14 protein-coding genes are annotated in these 19520 nt (G+C 35.9%); 1 reads left to right on the forward strand and 13 read right to left on the reverse strand.

The genetic code is table 11. From position 1 onward, the window contains the following. Positions 1-47: 47 nt before the first annotated feature. From guaB to P6936_RS06885, 13 genes are all read right to left on the reverse strand, one after another. Positions 48-1499 (reverse strand): IMP dehydrogenase, encoded by a 1452-nt coding sequence (guaB, locus tag P6936_RS06825; protein ID WP_276881216.1) that lies wholly within the window; start codon positions 1497-1499, stop codon positions 48-50. Continuing rightward, entirely contained in the window at positions 1496-6391 is a 4896-nt protein-coding gene (locus tag P6936_RS06830; protein ID WP_276881217.1) for a phosphoribosylformylglycinamidine synthase, read from the reverse strand. The genes guaB and P6936_RS06830 overlap by 4 nt, the downstream gene beginning before the upstream one ends. Before the next feature lie 8 nt (positions 6392-6399). Next, positions 6400-7905 (reverse strand): bifunctional phosphoribosylaminoimidazolecarboxamide formyltransferase/IMP cyclohydrolase, encoded by a 1506-nt coding sequence (gene purH, locus P6936_RS06835; RefSeq protein ID WP_060929085.1) that lies wholly within the window; start codon positions 7903-7905, stop codon positions 6400-6402. A gap of 2 nt (positions 7906-7907) precedes the next feature. Next, positions 7908-8447, reverse strand: coding sequence for a phosphoribosylglycinamide formyltransferase (locus P6936_RS06840; protein ID WP_040349173.1), 540 nt, complete (start codon positions 8445-8447; stop codon positions 7908-7910). After that, complete coding sequence (gene purF, locus P6936_RS06845; RefSeq protein WP_004835789.1) at positions 8444-9787, reverse strand: amidophosphoribosyltransferase; 1344 nt, start codon at positions 9785-9787, stop codon at positions 8444-8446. The genes P6936_RS06840 and purF overlap by 4 nt, the downstream gene beginning before the upstream one ends. Positions 9788-9813: 26 nt before the next feature. Next, on the reverse strand, positions 9814-9984 hold the full coding sequence (locus tag P6936_RS06850; RefSeq protein WP_004835788.1) for a hypothetical protein: 171 nt from the start codon (positions 9982-9984) through the stop codon (positions 9814-9816). A 124-nt stretch (positions 9985-10108) separates the two neighbouring features. Further along, on the reverse strand, positions 10109-11764 hold the full coding sequence (locus P6936_RS06855) for a formate--tetrahydrofolate ligase (RefSeq protein WP_276881218.1): 1656 nt from the start codon (positions 11762-11764) through the stop codon (positions 10109-10111). A 157-nt stretch (positions 11765-11921) separates the two neighbouring features. Beyond that, entirely contained in the window at positions 11922-13181 is a 1260-nt protein-coding gene (locus P6936_RS06860) for an amidohydrolase family protein (RefSeq protein WP_060929088.1), read from the reverse strand. 11 nt (positions 13182-13192) lie between these two features. Further along, on the reverse strand, positions 13193-14347 hold the full coding sequence (locus tag P6936_RS06865; protein WP_276881219.1) for an MFS transporter: 1155 nt from the start codon (positions 14345-14347) through the stop codon (positions 13193-13195). Between the two features lie 111 nt (positions 14348-14458). Further along, positions 14459-14980: a GNAT family N-acetyltransferase gene (locus P6936_RS06870; protein ID WP_004835784.1), complete on the reverse strand. Its 522-nt coding sequence runs from the start codon at positions 14978-14980 to the stop codon at positions 14459-14461. A gap of 92 nt (positions 14981-15072) precedes the next feature. After that, entirely contained in the window at positions 15073-16368 is a 1296-nt protein-coding gene (gene thiC / locus P6936_RS06875; RefSeq protein ID WP_276881220.1) for a phosphomethylpyrimidine synthase ThiC, read from the reverse strand. A gap of 225 nt (positions 16369-16593) precedes the next feature. After that, positions 16594-17376 (reverse strand): nucleoside phosphorylase, encoded by a 783-nt coding sequence (locus P6936_RS06880; protein ID WP_004835782.1) that lies wholly within the window; start codon positions 17374-17376, stop codon positions 16594-16596. A 186-nt stretch (positions 17377-17562) separates the two neighbouring features. Further along, positions 17563-18330, reverse strand: a complete 768-nt coding sequence (locus P6936_RS06885) for an NERD domain-containing protein (RefSeq protein ID WP_060929089.1) — start codon at positions 18328-18330, stop codon at positions 17563-17565. 161 nt (positions 18331-18491) lie between these two features. Between P6936_RS06885 and P6936_RS06890 the strand changes: the two genes are divergently transcribed. Beyond that, entirely contained in the window at positions 18492-19511 is a 1020-nt protein-coding gene (locus P6936_RS06890) for a potassium channel family protein (RefSeq protein ID WP_060929090.1), read from the forward strand. Positions 19512-19520: the final 9 nt, after the last annotated feature.

Consider the following 19520-nt stretch of genomic DNA (forward strand, 5'->3'; position numbering starts at 1 on the left):
TTCAAGATAAATTATTTTTTATTTTCTCTTGACATTTGATAGCTGGTCTAGTTTTTAGAATAGTTTGGTGATTCTCTAGTTATGGTAATGTTGTGAGGGTGATTTTCTATAAGGGAAGCTGAAGTAATTTTTATAAATTTAGCCTTTTCATAAAGTTCAGCCAAATTTTTGCTTCCAACATAGCCCATACCAGATTTAAGACCACCGAGTAATTGATAGACAACTTCTCCAACTGGGCCCTTATAGGCAACTCTACCTTCGACTCCCTCTGGCACATATTTTTTGGTATTGGTTTGAAAATACCTATCTCCAGATCCATCTTTCATTGCGGCAAGTGAACCCATACCACGGTATTCCTTGTATTGTCTGCCTTCATATAGGATAGTTTCTCCTGGAGATTCCTCAGTTCCTGCAAATAGGGAACCAGCCATAATTACAGCTGCTCCACAAGCAAGGGCCTTGGTAATATCTCCAGAATACTTGATACCCCCATCAGCTATAATAGGAATATCGTATTTATTAGCTTCTTTTACACAATCAATTATAGCTGTTATTTGTGGAACTCCTATGCCTGTAACAACCCTAGTTGTACAAATTGATCCAGGCCCTATGCCGACCTTAACTGCATCAACGCCTGCTTCTATAAGATCACGAGTTGCCTCAGCTGTTGCAACATTTCCTGCTATTAAATCGAGGTCAGGATATTTTTCCTTTATCTTTCTTACTGCCCTTAGGACATTTTTGGAATGACCATGGGCTGTATCGAGGGTAATCACATCTACCTTAGCACTAACAAGGGCATCTACCCTTTCCATCATATCATTAGTAATACCTACTGCAGCTCCTACAACTAATCTGTTGTTTGCATCTCTTGCAGATTCTGGGTATTGCCTAGATTTTTCTATATCTTTTATGGTGATAAGACCCTTTAGCTTATTATCCTCATCTACTATAGGAAGTTTTTCAATCTTACTTTTTTCCATAAGGCTTATAGCTTCTTTCATCTTGATTCCCTCATAACCTACAACCAAGTTATCTTTAGTCATTATTGTATCAATTAAGACCTTGGGATCTTCTTCAAATCTCACATCCCTATTAGTCAAAATTCCTTTTAGATACATTTCCTTATCCACTATAGGAACGCCGGATATTCTATAGTTCTTCATAATATCAAGGGCATCTTGGAGGATGTTGTCTGGGTGAAGGTAGAATGGATCGGTTATGACTCCATGCTCTGACCTTTTGACCAGATCAACTTGTCTGGCTTGTTCGTCTATTGGCATATTCTTATGGATTATTCCTATACCACCCTGCCTTGCCATGGCTATGGCCATCTGAGATTCTGTAACAGTATCCATACCTGCCGACATCATAGGTATATTTAGTTTAATCTTCTTTGTCAAATAAGTTGTCGTGTCTACCTCATTTGGCAAAACTTCCGAAGGGCCTGGTACCAAAAGGACATCATCAAAGGTTAATCCATCTCCTAAAAATTTCATCTTTCTTCCTTTCTAAAATAATTTACTGCATTTTCAAATAAACTTTCGCCACCAACATCATACACATTCTTAAATAAGTCATCGTCAATTCTTTCAGCATGGGCCATTCTTCCAAGAATTTTGCCATCTTCCGATAAAATTCCTTCTATATTGTAGTCAGAAGCATTAGGAGAAGACTCATAAATAGAGAAGATTTGATCCTTATCAAGAAGTTCTTCTAATTTATCTTTATTGATTATAAATCTTCCCTCCCCATGAGAGATTGGAAGTCTATAAGTTTTATTTAGATCAAGGCCCCTTGTCCATGGGCTGTTATTTGTCAAACATCTAGTATTTACAAAACTTGCTATATGGCGGGATGCTTTATTAAAGCTTAGGGTGGGATCATCTTCTTCTTGGACTTTTACTTTTCCATAAGGCAAGAGTCCTGTTTTAACAAGAGCTTGGAAGCCATTGCAAATTCCTAAGATCAATCCATCATTTTTTCTTAATAAGATATCAATTGCCTTGGCTATTTTTTCATTTCTTAAAATATTTGCCAAAAACTTAGCTGAACCATCAGGCTCATCTCCAAGTGAAAAGCCTCCTGGTAGCATAAATATTTGTGATTTTTCCAAAAGCTTAGCAAGTATATCAATTGATTCTTCTATATCACTTTCATTTTGATTTCTAAAGACAAAAATTTCTGTATCAGCCCCAGCCTTCCTGAAGGCCATCTCGCTATCAAGTTCGCAATTAGTACCAGGAGCTGTGAGTATTAAGACCCTTGGCTTATCAACTGGCATATCGGATTTTAATTTTCTAGGAACTGTTTTAGGCTTTAAAGCTTCACATCTTATATCATCATAAGCTTGGAAGATTTCATCTAGACCATGGAGATAGGATTGATTTAATTTTTCTTCATCAAGTTTAATGCCATTAACTATTATCTCCTCCTTAAAACTTCCGATATTTTCTATAAAATCACGATTATCCTTATATTCCACAAGGAAGGAGCCAAACATAGGATTGTAAAGATTATCATAGTTTATTTCAAAGCCAGTGTTTCCAATAGCTTGTTCATATAAGTCTGCCAAAAGTCCCTTTCTAGTAAGGGCTATGGCTGAAATGATATTGCCACTTCTTATATCTTTATTTAGATTCTCAAAGTTATCTTTTAATTCTCTCAAATCTAAGCTTCCATCCTCCCTGTAGGGCGTTTTAATAATTCCTATTCTTCCAAGTCCCTTTAGGTCATTTGTAATAATATTTTCTATATCTTCTGTAGTAACTGCAAAAGATATTAGGGTAGGTGGAACTTTAATATTTTCAAAAGTACCGCTCATCGAATCTTTCCCCCCTATAGGAGGTGTTTCAAAAAAGCTTGATACTTCGAAGGCTCCAAGGAGGGACTTGAGGGGTTTTGACCAAGCTTCTGGCCTATCCATTGATTCGTAAAATTCTTGGAAAGATAATCTAATCTTAGATAGGCTTGATCCTACTGCTATTAATCTTGCTATAGACTCAACTACTGCATAATAGCCTCCCAAATACTGGCTCATATCAGAAAGTTTTGGATCAAAACCATAGGACATTAATGATACAGTTTTTGAAACTCCCTCATCTACTGGAATCCTTGCCGCCATGACTTGGCAAGGATTTAGGAGTTTCTTTCCTCCTAGGGGATTTAAAACAGTATTTCTTCCTATGGATGGGTCAAAGATTTCTATTAAATTCCTTTTACTTAAAAGATCAAGTTCTTTTATTTTGTCATAGAATTTTTTTGGATCATCATCCTTAGCCTTTAGGATGCTAGGTACATCTTCGCTAACATAAGCTACTTTTGCATATCTTTCTGCCCCATCTGTGTTGATGAAATCATAAGAAAGCTTAGCTACTAGGCCATCTTCATAGAAAAGTGTCATAGTATTATTATCAGTTACTCTAGCAACTACACTTGCTTCAATATTTTCTTCCTTAGCATAGGCCATAAACTCATCTAAATATTTCTTATCAATTACAAGGGCCATTCTTTCTTGGGATTCTGATATGGCTATTTCAAAAGGCTTTAGACCTTCATATTTTAAAGGAAGCTTGTCTAGGTAGATATCAATACCATCGGCCAGCTCTCCTATAGCTACCGCTACACCGCCAGCACCGAAGTCGTTACATTTTTTGATAAGCTTACTTACTTCACTTCTTCTAAAGAGTCTTTGGATTTTCCTCTCTTCTGGAGCATTTCCCTTTTGAACTTGGGCTGATTCTGTGTGAATTGAAGTAAGCTTGTGAGATTTAGAAGAACCTGTAGCACCTCCTATACCATCTCTACCAGTCCTGCCCCCAAGAAGTATTACTAAATCCCCTGGAAGAGGGTCTAATCTTTTTACATTTTCCCTTGGAGCTATTGCAATAACTGCCCCACATTCCAATCTTTTTGCTGTGTAGCCTTCATGATAAAACTCATCTACAAGACCTGTTGCAAGGCCGATTTGATTTCCGTAGGAAGAATAACCTAGGGCTGCTTCTTTGGTAATTTTTGCTTGAGGAAGTTTTCCTTCTAGCCTATCTTCATAGGCCTCTTTAATATTACCAGCCCCACTTAGTCTCATGGCTTGATATACATAACTTCTTCCAGAAAGAGGGTCTCTTATAGCCCCACCCAGACAAGTAGATGCCCCGCCAAAAGGTTCTATCTCTGTTGGATGGTTGTGGGTTTCATTCTTAGACATCAAAAGATAATCTTCTAATCTTTCCTTCCCATCCCTAAGGACCCTCACTTTGGTGTAGACTGAGCAGGCGTTTATTTCCTTACTAACTTCTAGGTCCTCAAACTTTCCCTTAGCCCTCATGTATTTAGAAAGAATTGTGCCAAGACTCATGAGATTTATAGGCTTTGTGATGGATAAATCTTCTCTCATCTTTAGATATTTATTGAAAGATTCCTTGATGGCCTTATCTAATAAGGACTTAACTTCTATATCTATATCAAGATAAGTATTAAAAGTAGTGTGCCTACAGTGATCTGACCAATAGGTATCTAGAATTTTAATTTCAGTTTCATTAGGATCACGATTTTCGCTTCTAAAATAATCTCTAACTAGCCTTAAATCATCAAGGCTCATAGCCAGGGATTGTTCTTCGATAAATTGTCTTAACTTTTTTTCATCAAATTCCCTAAAGCCATGATAAGTAATATTTTCTAAGTTTTTCTGGCTACTTTTCCTAAGACTTGTGGGGATTCCTAAAAGCTTAACCCTGTGTGAATCGACAGGATTTATGATGAATTTCTCGATTTTTTCTAGGTCTTGATTACTTGCCCCTTCGATTTCATAAACTGTAGAAGCCTTCACTTCAAAGTCTGGATCATCAATTACAAGACAGGCTGTGTCTATGACCCCCTTTTCTCTTGGGTTAAATTGACCAGATAAGTATTGGCTAACTATGGTTTTTTTGAAATTTGCCTGAAGCTTTAGGGCCTCATCAAAGGCATAGGCCGTATCTACTGGAGCTTCAGCAAGGACAGTATATAACAATTTTTCCACATTATCATCACTTGTCTGAAGATCATATCTTTTATAAATTTTAAGAGCAGTCAAGGATATACCAAGGGTGGTCTTAATCTTTTCTTTTAGCTTGATAGATTCGAAATCAAATGGATCGTTTTTTCTTACATAGACTCTTTTTACTGAAGGACCTATATCTTTTCTATAGTATTTTCCTTCAAAATGAATTTTTTTAGCGTCTTCATAGGCAGTCTTTATTAGTTCATCAAAGCTATCACCTACTGCTAGGATATTTAAAACCCTGCCCCCAGCTGTTAGGACTTTGCCATGATCTTTTCTTGTTCCTGCGTGGATTATCTTTGATTTAACCCCCTTATCGAAGCTAATCTCCTTAGCTGTTTCATAACTTGCTGGATAGCCCTCGGAGGCGAGTACCAGGCAAAGGGCTTTTTTATTATTAATTTTAAGGTCAATGTCTTTTAATTTTTGAGATGAAGTCGCCTTTAGCAAGTCCAAGAGATCATTGTCTATTAATTCTAATACAACTTGAGTTTCTGGATCACCAAATCTTACATTAAATTCTAGAACATAGATGCCAGATTCATTAATCATAAAGCCAATAAATAAGACACCCCTATAATTAATATTTTCTTTATTAAAGCCCTTAATAATCTTTGGCAAGACTTCTTCTTTGATTTTCTTCTTGAAGGCTTCTGCTTCTATGTTTGGGGCATAAGTTCCCATTCCGCCAGTATTAGGCCCTTTTTCGTTTTCGTAAATTTTTTTATGGTCCTTACTTGTTGGAAGAGGAATTATCCTCTTTGAGTCCGTTAGGCAAAGTAGACTCATCTCAAAGCCTTCCAGATATTCTTCTATAATCAAGACCCCATCTTTAGCTAAGACTTCATCTACTCTTTTTTCAAAATCCTTCTTGGAGGATATTATATAGACACCCTTACCTCCTGCCAGTCCATCCCTTTTTAAAACAAGCCTTCCCTTATCTTCTAATAATTTTTCTCCATAAGCTAGGGCTTCTTTCTTATTAGTACACATTAAGTAACTTGCTGTTTGGATGCCGTATTTGTTAAGAAATTCTTTAGTGAAGGCCTTGCTTGACTCAAACTTTGAAGCCTTCTTATTTACTCCAAATATCTCTAAGTCATTTTCCAAGAATTTATCGACTATGCCCAAGCAAAGGGGATTTTCCGGACCTACAACTGTATAGTCTATTCTTTCTTCCTTGGCAAAGTCAACTAGCTTATCAATATCCTCTGCTCCAATTCCTATGTTTTTTCCAATATCCTCAGTTTTTGCATTGCCCGGTGCAAAGAAAAGCTTCCTATCATCTGCTTTAAGCTTTTCTCCTAGAGCGTGTTCTCTTCCTCCTGAACCTATAATTAAAATCTTCATAATTCACCTCAATGTTTAAAGTGGCGTGATTTACTAAATACCATGCTCATATCATATTCATTGCATTTATCAATTGAATCTTGATCTCTAATTGATCCACCAGGTTGGATGATTGATTCAATTCCCATTTCATGGGCAAGTTCTACTGTATCAGAAAAAGGGAAGAAGGCATCAGACCCAAGGACTGCTCCCTTGAAGTCTCTATCCTTAAAGTGGTCTTTGATTAATTCTAGAGCCCAAACTCTTGATTGTTGGCCAGCTCCACATCCTAGAGTCTTCATTCCCCTTGCTACTACTATGGCGTTGGATTTGACATATTTTACGACCTTTTGGGCAAATAGGAGGTCTTTAATTTCTTCTTCGCTTGGTTTTTTATTAGTTACTAGATTTATCTCGTCTTTTCCAAAGTCCTTATCTTGAATTAAGACCTTACCATTTAGGTATCTTAATTCTTCCCTTACGGATTCATTATCAAAGTTAACCTTGACGAGCCTTAGGTTTTTCTTTTTTCTTAAAACTTCCAAGGCTTCATCAGTAAAGTCCCTTGCAGCTATTATCTCAAGAAAGATTTCGTGCATTTTTTCGCTAGCTTTCTTATCAACTATTCCATTTACTGCAACTATTCCACCAAAGATTGATTGACTATCACATTCAAAGGCCTTCATATATGAATCATAAACACAACTTCCTACTGCAACCCCACAAGGTGATTGGTGTTTTAGGCAAACTACAGCATTTTCTCCTAACTCTTGGCAAAGCTCAATGGCTGGGTTTAAATCATTATAGTTGTTATAACTCATCTCCTTGCCATGGATAACTTCAATATTTTCCATAAGTCCTTTCACAAAAGGATCATTGTAAAGGCCTGCCCTTTGGCCAGGATTTTCTCCATAGCGGAGGTCTGATTCTTTCTTAAAACCGAAGGTCTTGTATTTACTCTCTTTACCTGTAAGTTTGGAAAAATATCTTCCTATAAGAGAATCATAAAAGGCTGTAAGATTAAAGGCCTTCATAGCGAGCCTTTGCCTATAAGCTAGGTCTATATCATCATTTTTTAATCTTTCAATCAATTCCTCATAATCCCTTGGGTCAGTAACAACTAAGACATCCTTGTGGTTTTTGGCGGCTGACCTTAGCATAGATGGGCCACCTATATCTATATTTTCGATGATTTCTTCTGGATTACCCCCATCAAGAGCCTTTTGAAAGTCATATAGGTTAACTACTACTATGTCAATTGGCTTGATATTTAACTCTTTAACTGTAGCAAGATGGCTGTTATTATCTCTTTTGTAAAGAATACCTCCATGAACATAGGGTGAAAGAGTTTTAACCCTTCCCTCTAATATTTCTGGGAAATTTGTAAGTTTTTCTATCTCAATTACATCAAGGTCTGCTTCTTTGATTGTTTGGTATGTTCCTCCAGTAGATATAAGCTCTACTCCCAAATCGCACAAATCTTTAGCAAGTTTTTCAATCTTCGTCTTGTCGGTTACTGATAATAAGGCTCTCACTTTCATCCCTCCAATTGTTTAATTACTTCTTTCAAGCTTTCATGTTCTACTTCTAATACCTTCTTGGCAATTGCTTCGGCACTTTGGCACTGGCTGATATCGACCTTTCTTTGAAAAATAATTTCTCCATCGTCCAAGTTTTCATTTACATAATGAATACTAACTCCGCTTATCTTTTCTTTGTTAGCAAAGACTGCCTTGTGAACATTCATCCCATAAAAACCCTTACCTCCATACTTTGGTAAAAGTGAGGGGTGGATATTTATGATTTTGTAGGCATCTATGATTTTTTTACTTACCTTTGGCAAATATCCTGCAAGGACTATCAAGTCTATCTCATATTCTTTAAGCTTAGCTAGGATTTTCTCATCATCCTTGCTTACCATATAGGCTATATTGTTATCTCTTGCATGTGCTAGGCCCTTGGCTTCTTTGTTTGCGACAATAAGCTTTATTTGGCTATTAAAATATTTTTTTCTTTGAGCTTCTATTAGGGCCAGAAGATTTGACCCGGTCCCAGAAATAAAAACTGCAAGTTTCATAAACATTCCTTTTCTATTGGATATTGTCCAGTAAAACAAGCCTTACAATAATTTTCAGGCTTATCTATAAGCTTCATCAAATTTTCTAATGTAAGAAATTCTAGGCTATCAGCCCCAATTTGTTCTCGCATTTGCTCAAGGGAAAGATTAAAGGCTAAAAGCTTTTTTCTATCAGGAGTATCTACCCCATAAAAGCAAGGATGTGTGAAGGGAGGAGATGAGATTCTTATGTGGACTTCCTTAGCTCCTGCCTTTCTAATTCGTTTTATAAGCTTAGCACAAGTTGTCCCTCTTACAATTGAATCATCAACCAAGACTATTCTCTTGTCAGCTAGGACGGATTTTTGAGGATTTAGCTTTAGCCTTACGGCAATTTCCCTTTCCTTCTGACTAGATTTTATAAAAGTCCTTCCCATATATCTGTTTTTTACAAGACCAGAAGCAAAAGCAATACCAGACTTTTGGGCAAAACCAATAGCAGATGGGGTTCCTGAATCAGGAACTGGACAAACAAGGTCACAATCGACTGGGGCTTGTTCGTACAAAAGTTCCCCACTTCTCACCCTAAAGTTGTAAGCATTAATATTTTCTATGTTGGCATCAGGTCTTGCCGTATATATGTATTCAAAAATACAATGTTTACAATCTACCCTATCATAAGCTTGGTAAGACTTGATACCTTCCTTATCTACTACTACAATTTCCCCTGCCTCAATATCCCTATAATTATCAATATCAAGGACTTCCATGGCACAATTTTCGCTTGCAATAATTGTCGTTTCTTCATCATAGCCCAAAAACAATGGTCTTATCCCCATATAATCTCTAAAGCCTACGATTTTGTCTGGCATACATAAGACGCAAGAATATGCTCCTTTGATATCTGCCATTGCCTTTCTTATTGCCTTTACAATATCGCCCTCATAATATCTAGTTATTAATAAGAGGATTAACTCACTATCGGTATGGGTATGAAAGACCGTACCCATACTTTCTTCTTTTTTCTTTAAGTCATAGTAATTTATGAGATTACCATCATGACCTAGGGAAAGTTCATTATCCCTAGCAAAGCTTAGCAAGGGCTCGACATTATAGTTCATGTTTCTTCCCTCAGGTGAAGATCTAACATGACCTAGACCATATTCACCAGGAGTATCCACAAGATTATCATCATCAAAAATTTCATTAACCAGCCCCAAGGCTCTCATCCTACTTAGTCTCTTTCCGTCGGATAGAACCATGCCGGCTGCATCTTCTCCCCTGTGTTGGATTGAACATAAAGAATAATATAGCTTATGAGCCTTATCAATTTCACTTTTAATTCCTACTACACCACTCATATTCCAAAATCCTTTCCTATAAGAAATTAATTTACAAACGTAAAAAGAGAACCCAAAACAGGATTCTCTTGTAATTCATAGTCATACTTAACTAATGGAAATCTTAACTTTTTGATATAGACAAAGATAGAGTAACAAAGTAAAGCAAAAGCATTGTTTGTTTCAATTGTCATGTTGATTGAACATTTCTTTGTCATATACCCTCCATCTACCCTAAATTTTTTTATACATATATTATAAATAGTTTCATAAAAATTGCAAGTTTTTGGAAGTAATATATCAGTTTACAGTTTACTTACAAGTCCTTGCAAGGCTAAGCCCTTAGAACAAACCAACAATCTCGTTATTGGCGTCTAAATCAATTTTATAGGCATTAGCATCTTTTGGTAGACCAGGCATGGTCAAGACATTTCCAGTGTAGGCTACTAAAAATCCTGCTCCTGCATTAATTCTTATTTCTCTTATATTTATCTCATAATCCTCTTCGTTTATATTAATATTTGGGTCATCTGAGAGGGAATATGGAGTCTTGGCTATACAAATAGGCATTTGTTCATAGCCTAAAGCTTCTATCCTTTTAATATCCTTCTCACATTTTTTGCTATATACAAGACCCTTAGCCCTATAGATTTCTCTTGCAATTGTGGCTATCTTTTCTTTGATTGATTGCTTAGTATCATATAGGTATTTAAAATCATTCTTATTTTTGCAAAGCTCAACTAACTCTTTGGCGAGTTTAATGCCACCTTCTCCTCCATCGGTAAAGACACTTGTCTCAATGGCTTTTATACCAGTTTTTGATGTTAATTTTTTAAGGAGGGCTATTTCTTCTTCGCTATCACTTTGAAATTTATTTATGGCAACTAGGATATTATTGCCAAATTTTCTCATATTTTCTATATGGATTTCTAGATTTCTAAAGCCCCTTTCTAGGTAAGGTAGATTTTCCTTATCAATTTCATCAATCCCTAAACCTGCGTGGTATTTCAAACTCCTTACTGATGTAACTATTACACATGCCGATGGATTAAGTCCACCTAGCCTACATTTAATATCATTAAATTTTTCCGCACCCAAATCAGCTCCAAAGCCTGCTTCTGTAATTACATAATCAGCTATAGCAAGACCCGTCTTTGTAGCAAGGAGGGAGTTACAACCATGAGCAATGTTTGCAAAAGGCCCACCATGAATAAGGGCTGGAGTATGCTCTATAGTTTGGACTAGATTTGGCTTTAGGGCTTCTTTCATAACTACACAAACAGAACCAGTTGCCTTTATATCATCAACTGTAACAGGCTTATTGTTATAATCATAGGCAACAATCATCTTAGCAACCCTCTTTTTGAAGTCCTCTATGCTTGTTGCTAGACATAAGACAGCCATCATCTCAGTTGCAACAGTTATATCAAACTTATCTTCTCGAGTAACTCCATCAGTCCTATTACCTAGCCCTATTACTATATTTCTAAGGGCCCTATCATTTAGGTCAACACATCTTCTCCAAACAATTTGTTTTGGATCTATGTTTTTTTCATTTCCTTGATAAATATGGTTGTCTAAAATGGCAGCAACTAGGTTAACAGCACTTGTTATAGCGTGGAAGTCTCCTGTAAAATGAAGGTTAATCTCATCCATAGGGAGAACTTGGCTATAACCACCTCCAGCGGCTCCACCCTTCCTACCAAAGGAAGGCCCCATAGAAGGCTCTCTTAGAACTGATACCGCCTTCTTGCCAATCCTATTTAAGGCCATGGATAAACCGATGTTTAAAGTTGTCTTTCCTTCACCGCTTGGAGTTGGATTTGTTGCAGTAACAAGAACTAACTTTGAATCATCTCTCATATTATTTGCATATTCCAAGGACAATTTTGCCTTGTAATTTCCGTACTTTTCATAATTTGTAAGGGCTAATTCCTTACAAAGCTCATCTATGTCTTTTAATTTAACTTCCTTTGCAATTTCAATATCAGTCTTCATCTTAATTCCTTTCTTGTTTCTATTTTTATTAAACAAAAATTTCATAAAAGCCGTCATTTTGAATATACCATTTTATGAGTTATTTTTAAGTCAAATATTCATAAATTTACTTCCAAATCCCTAAAGCAAAAAATCCCCGGCAAGTGGGGATTAAATCTTATCTGATATTTAATTTATAATCAAAGGCTCTTTTTTTCTTTTTAAATAAGAATTCACCTTTTCTAATTGATGCCAAACATTCAGCCCTATTTCTTATTGCTTCAAATTCGTTTGGAGCATCCAAAACTATAAAGTTGGCAGGCTTTCCTACTTCAAGACCATATTCATCTTCTATATGCATAGTTTTTGCTCCATTGTAGGTAACGAGGTCTAGGTTTTTATCAAAATCTTTCTCTCTCATAAGTTGGGCAAGGTGGATTCCATTATCAAGTATATTCATAAGATTGCCATTGCCTGCTGGATACCAAAGATCTACTATGGAATCTTGGGCAAAGCAAACATTTATACCATTATCTACAAATTCCAAAACCCTAGTAAGCCCCCTGCGTTTTGGATAAGTGTCTTGTCTTGCTTGCAAAAAGGCATTTTCTGTTGGAAGGGCTATGAAATTAAGTTTGGATTTTCTAAATAGGCCCATCATCCTAAAGGCATAGGAATTATCAACTGAACCAAAAGAACATGTGTGGCTTGCAGTTGTTTTTTCTCCTATCTTATTTATCATGGCTTCAGCATTTAAAACTTCCACAAATCTTGCCATTACATCATCTGTTTCATCACAATGAACATCTATTAGCTTGTCATATTTTACGGCAAGACGGACAATCTCTTTGATTGATTTTTCTCCAAGCTCTCTTGACCATTCATTGTGAGGGATGCCACCTACTACTTCACATCCGAGCCTTAGGGCTTCTTCAACTAAATCCCTACCTGTTTTTCCTTCTTCTTCGTAGGAATACATCCCATTTTGTGGGAAGGCTACAACTTGGATGGTAATCTTATCTTTTAGTTCATCACGAACTTCTAGGGCTGCCCTAATTCCAGTTAGCTTTGGATCAGTGCAGTCGGTTTGAGCCCTGATATATTGAGTTCCGTAGGATGCACAATCTTCAACTGCCTTGTAGATTCTCTCCTTCATCTCTTCTTTGCTGCTTCCTTTTTTGAAGTCATTCCATAAATCAATAGCCTCAAAAAGAGTACCTGATTCATTTTTAACTTCATCGCTCTTTCCTATCATATAATAATCTAGGTGGAGATGACTATCAACATATGGTGGTATTACAAGATTTCCATCTAGGTCTATTATCTCTTCTGCCCCATCAAGATCCTTACCAAAGGCAAGGAACTTACCATCTTCTACTAGAATTTCCGATTGATTTTCATGGCCATATATTTTTGCGTTTACAAATTTTTTCTTCATATTTCCTCCTCTTAGGCTAAAATTTTCTTTGCCCTAAATGCTACAACAATACCACAAGCTAATAAGACCACCATTATTTTAAGCAAGATTTCCATAGAAAGACTTGCAAGGATTGCCCCCGACATGGAACTTGTAAACATTATAGTTATATTAAAGGTTGCCGATTGAAGTGAGGTTGCAACTGCTGCTGCATTTGCTGGAACTTGTCTTGCAACAGCTGTTTGAAACAAGGCAACGAGAGCCCCAAAACCAAGTCCCCACAAGAAAAATCCCACATGACATAGGATACTTTCTCCCTTAAATAGAGCGAATGTTAAAAATGCCAGCAAAGAATCTAAAAACAAAAATACTGTTAAATATCTTAAATGCTTATCAATGACTTTGCCTGCAAGAATTACCGATAAAATAGATCCAATTCCAAAAAGAAGTTGGGCAAAGCCAATTCCTCTAAGATAATCTATGGATTCAATCAAGTTAGTAATATAAGTATAGATTCCATAATTGGTAATGGAAGCTATTGCTGTAAGAAACATAGCCAATAATACTCCCCTATTCTTAATTAGGGTAAGGGGTGCGTTTGATTTTTCTCTTTTTACACCCTTCACATCAGAAAGCATAAAAAAACAAGCGATAGCTATACAAAAACTTGTAAGACTGATAGCCATAAACTCAAGCCTCCAACTGAGACTTCTTCCTATATATGTAAAAAAAGGGATACCAAGGCTCATACCAAAAGTAGTTCCACTCATGATAACAGCAACTGCTTTTCCCTTGTGGTCTTCATCTGTAAGCTTCATTCCGAAAGCAGCAATCATTGGCCACAAAACCCCTGCGCAAATCCCTCCGACTATTCTGCCGACTAAGGCCAAAGTATATGAACTTGCAAGTCCTACTATTAAATTGCTAATTGAAAAACCTATTAGAAGAACTAGCAGTAATTTCTTCCTAGAAAATTCCACAGTCGCTGATATTAAAGGAATGCCAAAAAGAGCACTTGCTATGGCATAAAAGCCTACCAAATTACCTGCACCTTTTTCACTAATAGCTAAGCCATCCATAAGCTCAGGCAAGATTCCAGAAGGAACTAGCTCAGTTGAAATAGCCATAAAGGTTACACTTGCCATAAGGATAAAGATTGGCCAGTGAAATATTTTATTTCTTTGCAAATAAATACTCCTTTCAAAAAATAATAGCCAGAAGTCATCCTCCTAGCTAAGTTATTATACTATTTATTTTAAAAACAAGCAATGGTAAAGGCTTTCCTATGTATACAAAAATCATTTTTTGAAAGAAATTTCATACTTATAGGTTTTTTTAGTAGCATTTGTCCCTTTTTTTACAAAAATATCTTCGCTTACAACTTTTCCGCCACATTTTTCTGCTACTCGATTTGAAGCCTTATTGTCTTGGTTTACTTCTATAGTTACCTTATCTGCTCCACTTTCCATTGCAAAGGAAATTAATCCTTTAGCAATTTCAGTTGCATATCCATTATTCCATAAATCTTTGTGAATACAATAGGCAATATCATAGATTTTTCCATCATGACTTCTTATAAAACTGCAAGTGCCAACCCTTTCTTTACTATCCTTTAGAACTGGAATTAGATAGCAACATTCTTCATCATCACCCAGTTGTTCTAGTTCTTTAATGTAAGCTTCATCTATTTCTTCCATCGCTTCATCAGGAAGATACTTGCCCATCTCAGGGTCATTCCAAATTTTGTAAGCCCAAAGAGCATCTTCTTTTTGAAATCCTCTAAGTAAAAGTCTTGCTGTCTCAATATCTCTTATTTTCATAGAACCTTCTTTCTAAGACGAACTAAAATTTATTGAAAAAAAGCAAACATCCATGCTTTATCCTTACATAGATGCTTGCAATATTCCTAAGTCTATAAAACTATATCCTTACCTTCAAGGATTAAGTTCATATTTCTAGCTGAACACATGCTTCCACACATAGTGCAAGTTCCTTCTTCTTCTGGCTTAGATGATTCCCTATAGGCCCTACACTTTTCAGGATCAAGGGCTAGTTCAAACATGCCTTCCCAGTCTACTTTTTGGCGTCTTTTGCTCATTTCAAGATCCCATTTTCTAGCATCTTTTAATTTAGCAATATCTCCTGCGTGAGCGGCAATTTTTGCTGCAACTATTCCTTCTTTTACATCATTAACATCAGGTAGTCTCAAATGCTCTGCTGGAGTTACATAACATAGGAAATCTGCCCCACAGCTTGCAGCTATTGCTCCACCTATTGCACTTGTGATGTGATCATAACCTGGGGCTATGTCTGTAACAAGTGGTCCTAGGACATAGAAAGGTGCATTGTGGCAAAGTTTCTTTTCAAGTTTCATATTCATTTCGATATCATTGATTGGAACATGACCTGGGCCTTCGATTATAACTTGAACATCCTTCTCCCAAGCTCTTTTTGTAAGCTCGCCTAGGGTGATAAGCTCAGCTATTTGGGCAGGGTCTGTCGCATCGTGGATGCCACCTGGTCTTAGTGAATCTCCCAAGGATAGGGTAACATCATACTCTCTTAGGATATCCAAAAGTTCATCATAGTATTCGTAGAAAGGATTTTCTTGATTGTTCATCATCATCCAACCAAATAAGAGCGAACCTCCACGAGATACTATCTCATTAACCCTTCTATTTCTCATAAAAATATCAGCATTTGCCCTATTAATACCACAATGGATAGTTACAAAATCTACTCCATTTTCGGCATGGTTTCTAACTACATCGAGAAATTCACGAGCCTTTATGAAACTTAGTCCCTTATCCAAAAAACCAACCGCATCATACATAGGTACAGTTCCTATCATGGCTGTAGATTTTGCTATAAGTTGTTTCCTAAATTCTTGGGTCTTACCATAATTAGAAAGGTCCATTATTGATTCAGCTCCCATCTTTAGAGCCATATCTACCTTTTCCATCTCAAGGTCAAGGTCGTTTAAATCTTTAGAAATACCTAAGTTTACATTGATTTTTGTTTTAAGTCCACATCCGATTCCCTCTGGAGAAATTGAGTTGTGATTTTTATTTCTAGGAATTACTATCTCACCCTTGGCAATTTTTTCCAAAAGAAATTCTTCACTTACATTTTCTTTCTTAGCTACAATTTTCATCTCTTCTGTTACAAAACCATGTTTTGCAGCTTCCATCTGTGTCTTATACTTCATAAATTAAAAAAACCTCCTAAAGCACTAATAGGAGAATAAACATGCTTCATCCCTTGCAGGCATTATCCTGTCCGGTTTGATGGTCGAAGTCGAACTTCCTCTCAGCACATAGCTCCCATAGATCATTAATTTACAACTTATATTATAATAGAAAAAAGAGATTAAGTAAAACTTTTTACAAAATCTCTTTGAAATACATAGAAATTTCTAAGATAAAGAAAATTCCTAATTTTTAATTTCAAGCACAGCATCTATCGCCAACTCTAGGGCATAGGAAAAAGTATCTTCTGCCCAATTTCTCGGGTCATAATTTTCAACATCATGGAGGGTATCTGCCGTAAAGAGTATTTCACCCCAGATTACCTTTCTAAGTTTAGAAACAGCACTTAGGGCAGAACATTCCATCTCCACTACCCTACATCCTTCTTCAATCCTATATTTCACAAGTTCTTTACTTTCCCTATAAAAGCCATCAGTAGTCCATGTTACAGTTTCTATATAAGTTAAGCCTCTTTTATCAAAAAGAGATTTAATAGCATCAATTGCTTTTTGATTAACATCGACAAATCTTGAAGGCTTCATATAATGATAGCTAGTCCCCTCATCCCTTAGGGCCTTTGTTGGAATAAGGAAAACAGATTCTTCAATATCAACCAAAGCCCCACAAGTCCCAGCAGAAATTATCTCCCTCACTCCATAAGCAATCAGCCAATCCAAAAATTGACTGGCAGCTGCTGCACCCACTGGAGCTTGGGCAAGACATATTTCATGATCCTTATAATTTAAAACATAAACCGGATATACTTTTGTAGCTGACTCAAACTCGGCAATTTTTTTAGCCTTATTCTTCAAAGCATAATCATTAATTTCCTCGCCCAAAAAGGCATAGACACATTTTTTAGGCAATTTAATATCCAAATCTTCATGATTAGGCATTATGACAGCTACAGGACTATCATCAAATTCCAAAATAGGAAACTCATTTTTAAACAAAGTCATATCTAACATCTTCTCCTATAATTCATAAAATAAAACATTTCCTTTATTTTACTAGCAAGGAAGATTAAAAAAAAGTCTTTACTTAGCTAAGTGATTCTAAGCGTCCTAATTTTGCCAAAGTCTTTGATAAATATTGATTTTACTCTTCTTTAGAAATATAAAATTAGAGCTTTTTGTATATTTGTCAAAAAGTCTTCAAGATTTTTTCTTCTCACTAACTATAAATCTACACTTAGGAAAATTGGAACATCCCATAAATTTCCCATACCTACCTTCTCTTTCTACAAGCTTTCCTCCACATCTCGGGCAAATATTTTTTTTGATTTTTTCCTCGTTTTCTTTTTTCAAATTTTTAATTTCTCTAGTATGAGAAAAATCACTTTCATTAGATTTATTCTTCTCTATTATTTCTACTATATTTCTAACATCATCTTCCGAAATAATTTCTTCACTTGAAAGTTCTTTGATTAGATCGCTCACATAGGCGATTTTACAGACCCTAGCCTTACTAACTTCAATAGAATCAATATTCGCCTCACCAGAAAAAGCTATTATTGAATGATAAAGCATTTGTGGATAAGCTTCTTTTATTACACTTTCTATAGACTTGATATGAGCATAATTTTGAAGAATAGGATTCATAAAATAGTTTTTTTGCTTAAATATAACTTGCGTCCACTGTCTAGAATTTTCTTTACCATAGATTTTTCCCTTATAGCCCTTTGTTTCGATGACAAAGATTCCATAAGTTGAAACAACTATGTGATCAATCTGGGTTGAACTAGTATTATTGCTTGTGTTTTTTAATTTAATATCATGTAGTTTTCTATACTTTGACTTATCCAAATCTTTAAGCTTTACAGATACAGCAAGTTCTCCCAAAGCCCCCTTAAACTGGGACCTAAAGACTGTAAGAAGTAAAATAACACCGATAAAAAAAATTATTGATAAACTTAACTCCATAAGCTCCTCCTTTAAATAATTATAACATTTGTTAACTATTTCTGTCATCTAATAAATTTATCTAAATAATTACCTACAATATATGATTATTTTCCTTAATTAAGCTTAACATCTAGTTTTTTTATGGATTTTATATTATAATCATCAATAAGGAGGGGCTTATGGAAGAGAAAAGAAAACTCAAGCTAATTTTTTGTGCCTTTAGCCTTCTGATGCTAATTGGCGTTGTGGGTTATATGATTTTGCTAAAGGTAGGTTTTATAGATGCCTTGTACATGACAGTAATAACCATTTCGACAGTGGGTTTTGGAGAAGTTGGTACAGTAAGCCCCCAATCAGAGATTTTTTCTATTTTCATGATATTTTTTGGTGTCGGTATAGTTGGTTATGCCTTTACAAGTGTTGTAGCTATGTTTGTTGAAGGACAAGTAGGAGATCTGTGGAAGGGAAGTAAGATGGATAAGAAAATTTTAAGCCTAAATAATCACTATATTATTTGTGGGTCTGGTGAGTTGGCAGAAGTTATTATTAATAAATTTGTAAATGAGAAGCTCGACTTTGTAGTTGTAACTGATAAGCGTGATGACCTTGACGATTATAGTCACCACAATATCCTCGTTGTAGAAGGTCATTCTACAGAAGAAAGTGTCCTAGAACATGCTGGTATTAGTAGGGCTAAGGGCTTAATCGCTTGCCTTGACTCTGAAGTTGATAATATAGTTACAGTCCTAACTGCAAGAAACTTAAACAAGGACATCTATATTATCGCCAACTCTTTAAGTAAGTCTGGAGGAGAAAAACTCCTAAAGGTTGGAGCAAACAAGACCCTATCTAGTATAGAAATAAGTGGTAATAGGATGGCTTCCCTAATGATTAAGCCAAATATCATATCTTTTCTTGATGTTGTTACTAAAATAGGCGACTTGGAGCTTGACCTAGAAGAAGTCTATGTCAAAAAAGGCTCCTATCTAGAAAACAAGAATTTGATAGAAGCTCAAATACCAAACAAAACCGGCCTTACAGTCCTTGCCATAAAAAAGATTACAGATGGAGAAATGATTTTCAATCCACCAAGCGATTATAGCTTAAAAATTGGCGATTGCCTAATAGTTCTCGGCAGGGAAGATCAGGTAGAAAAACTTAGGAATTTAGGTGATGAAAAAAAGAAAGCTAGCAATTAAGCTAGCTTA

The organism is Anaerococcus tetradius (assembly GCF_947087635.1).
GTDB classification, from domain to species: Bacteria; Bacillota; Clostridia; order Tissierellales; family Peptoniphilaceae; genus Anaerococcus; species Anaerococcus tetradius.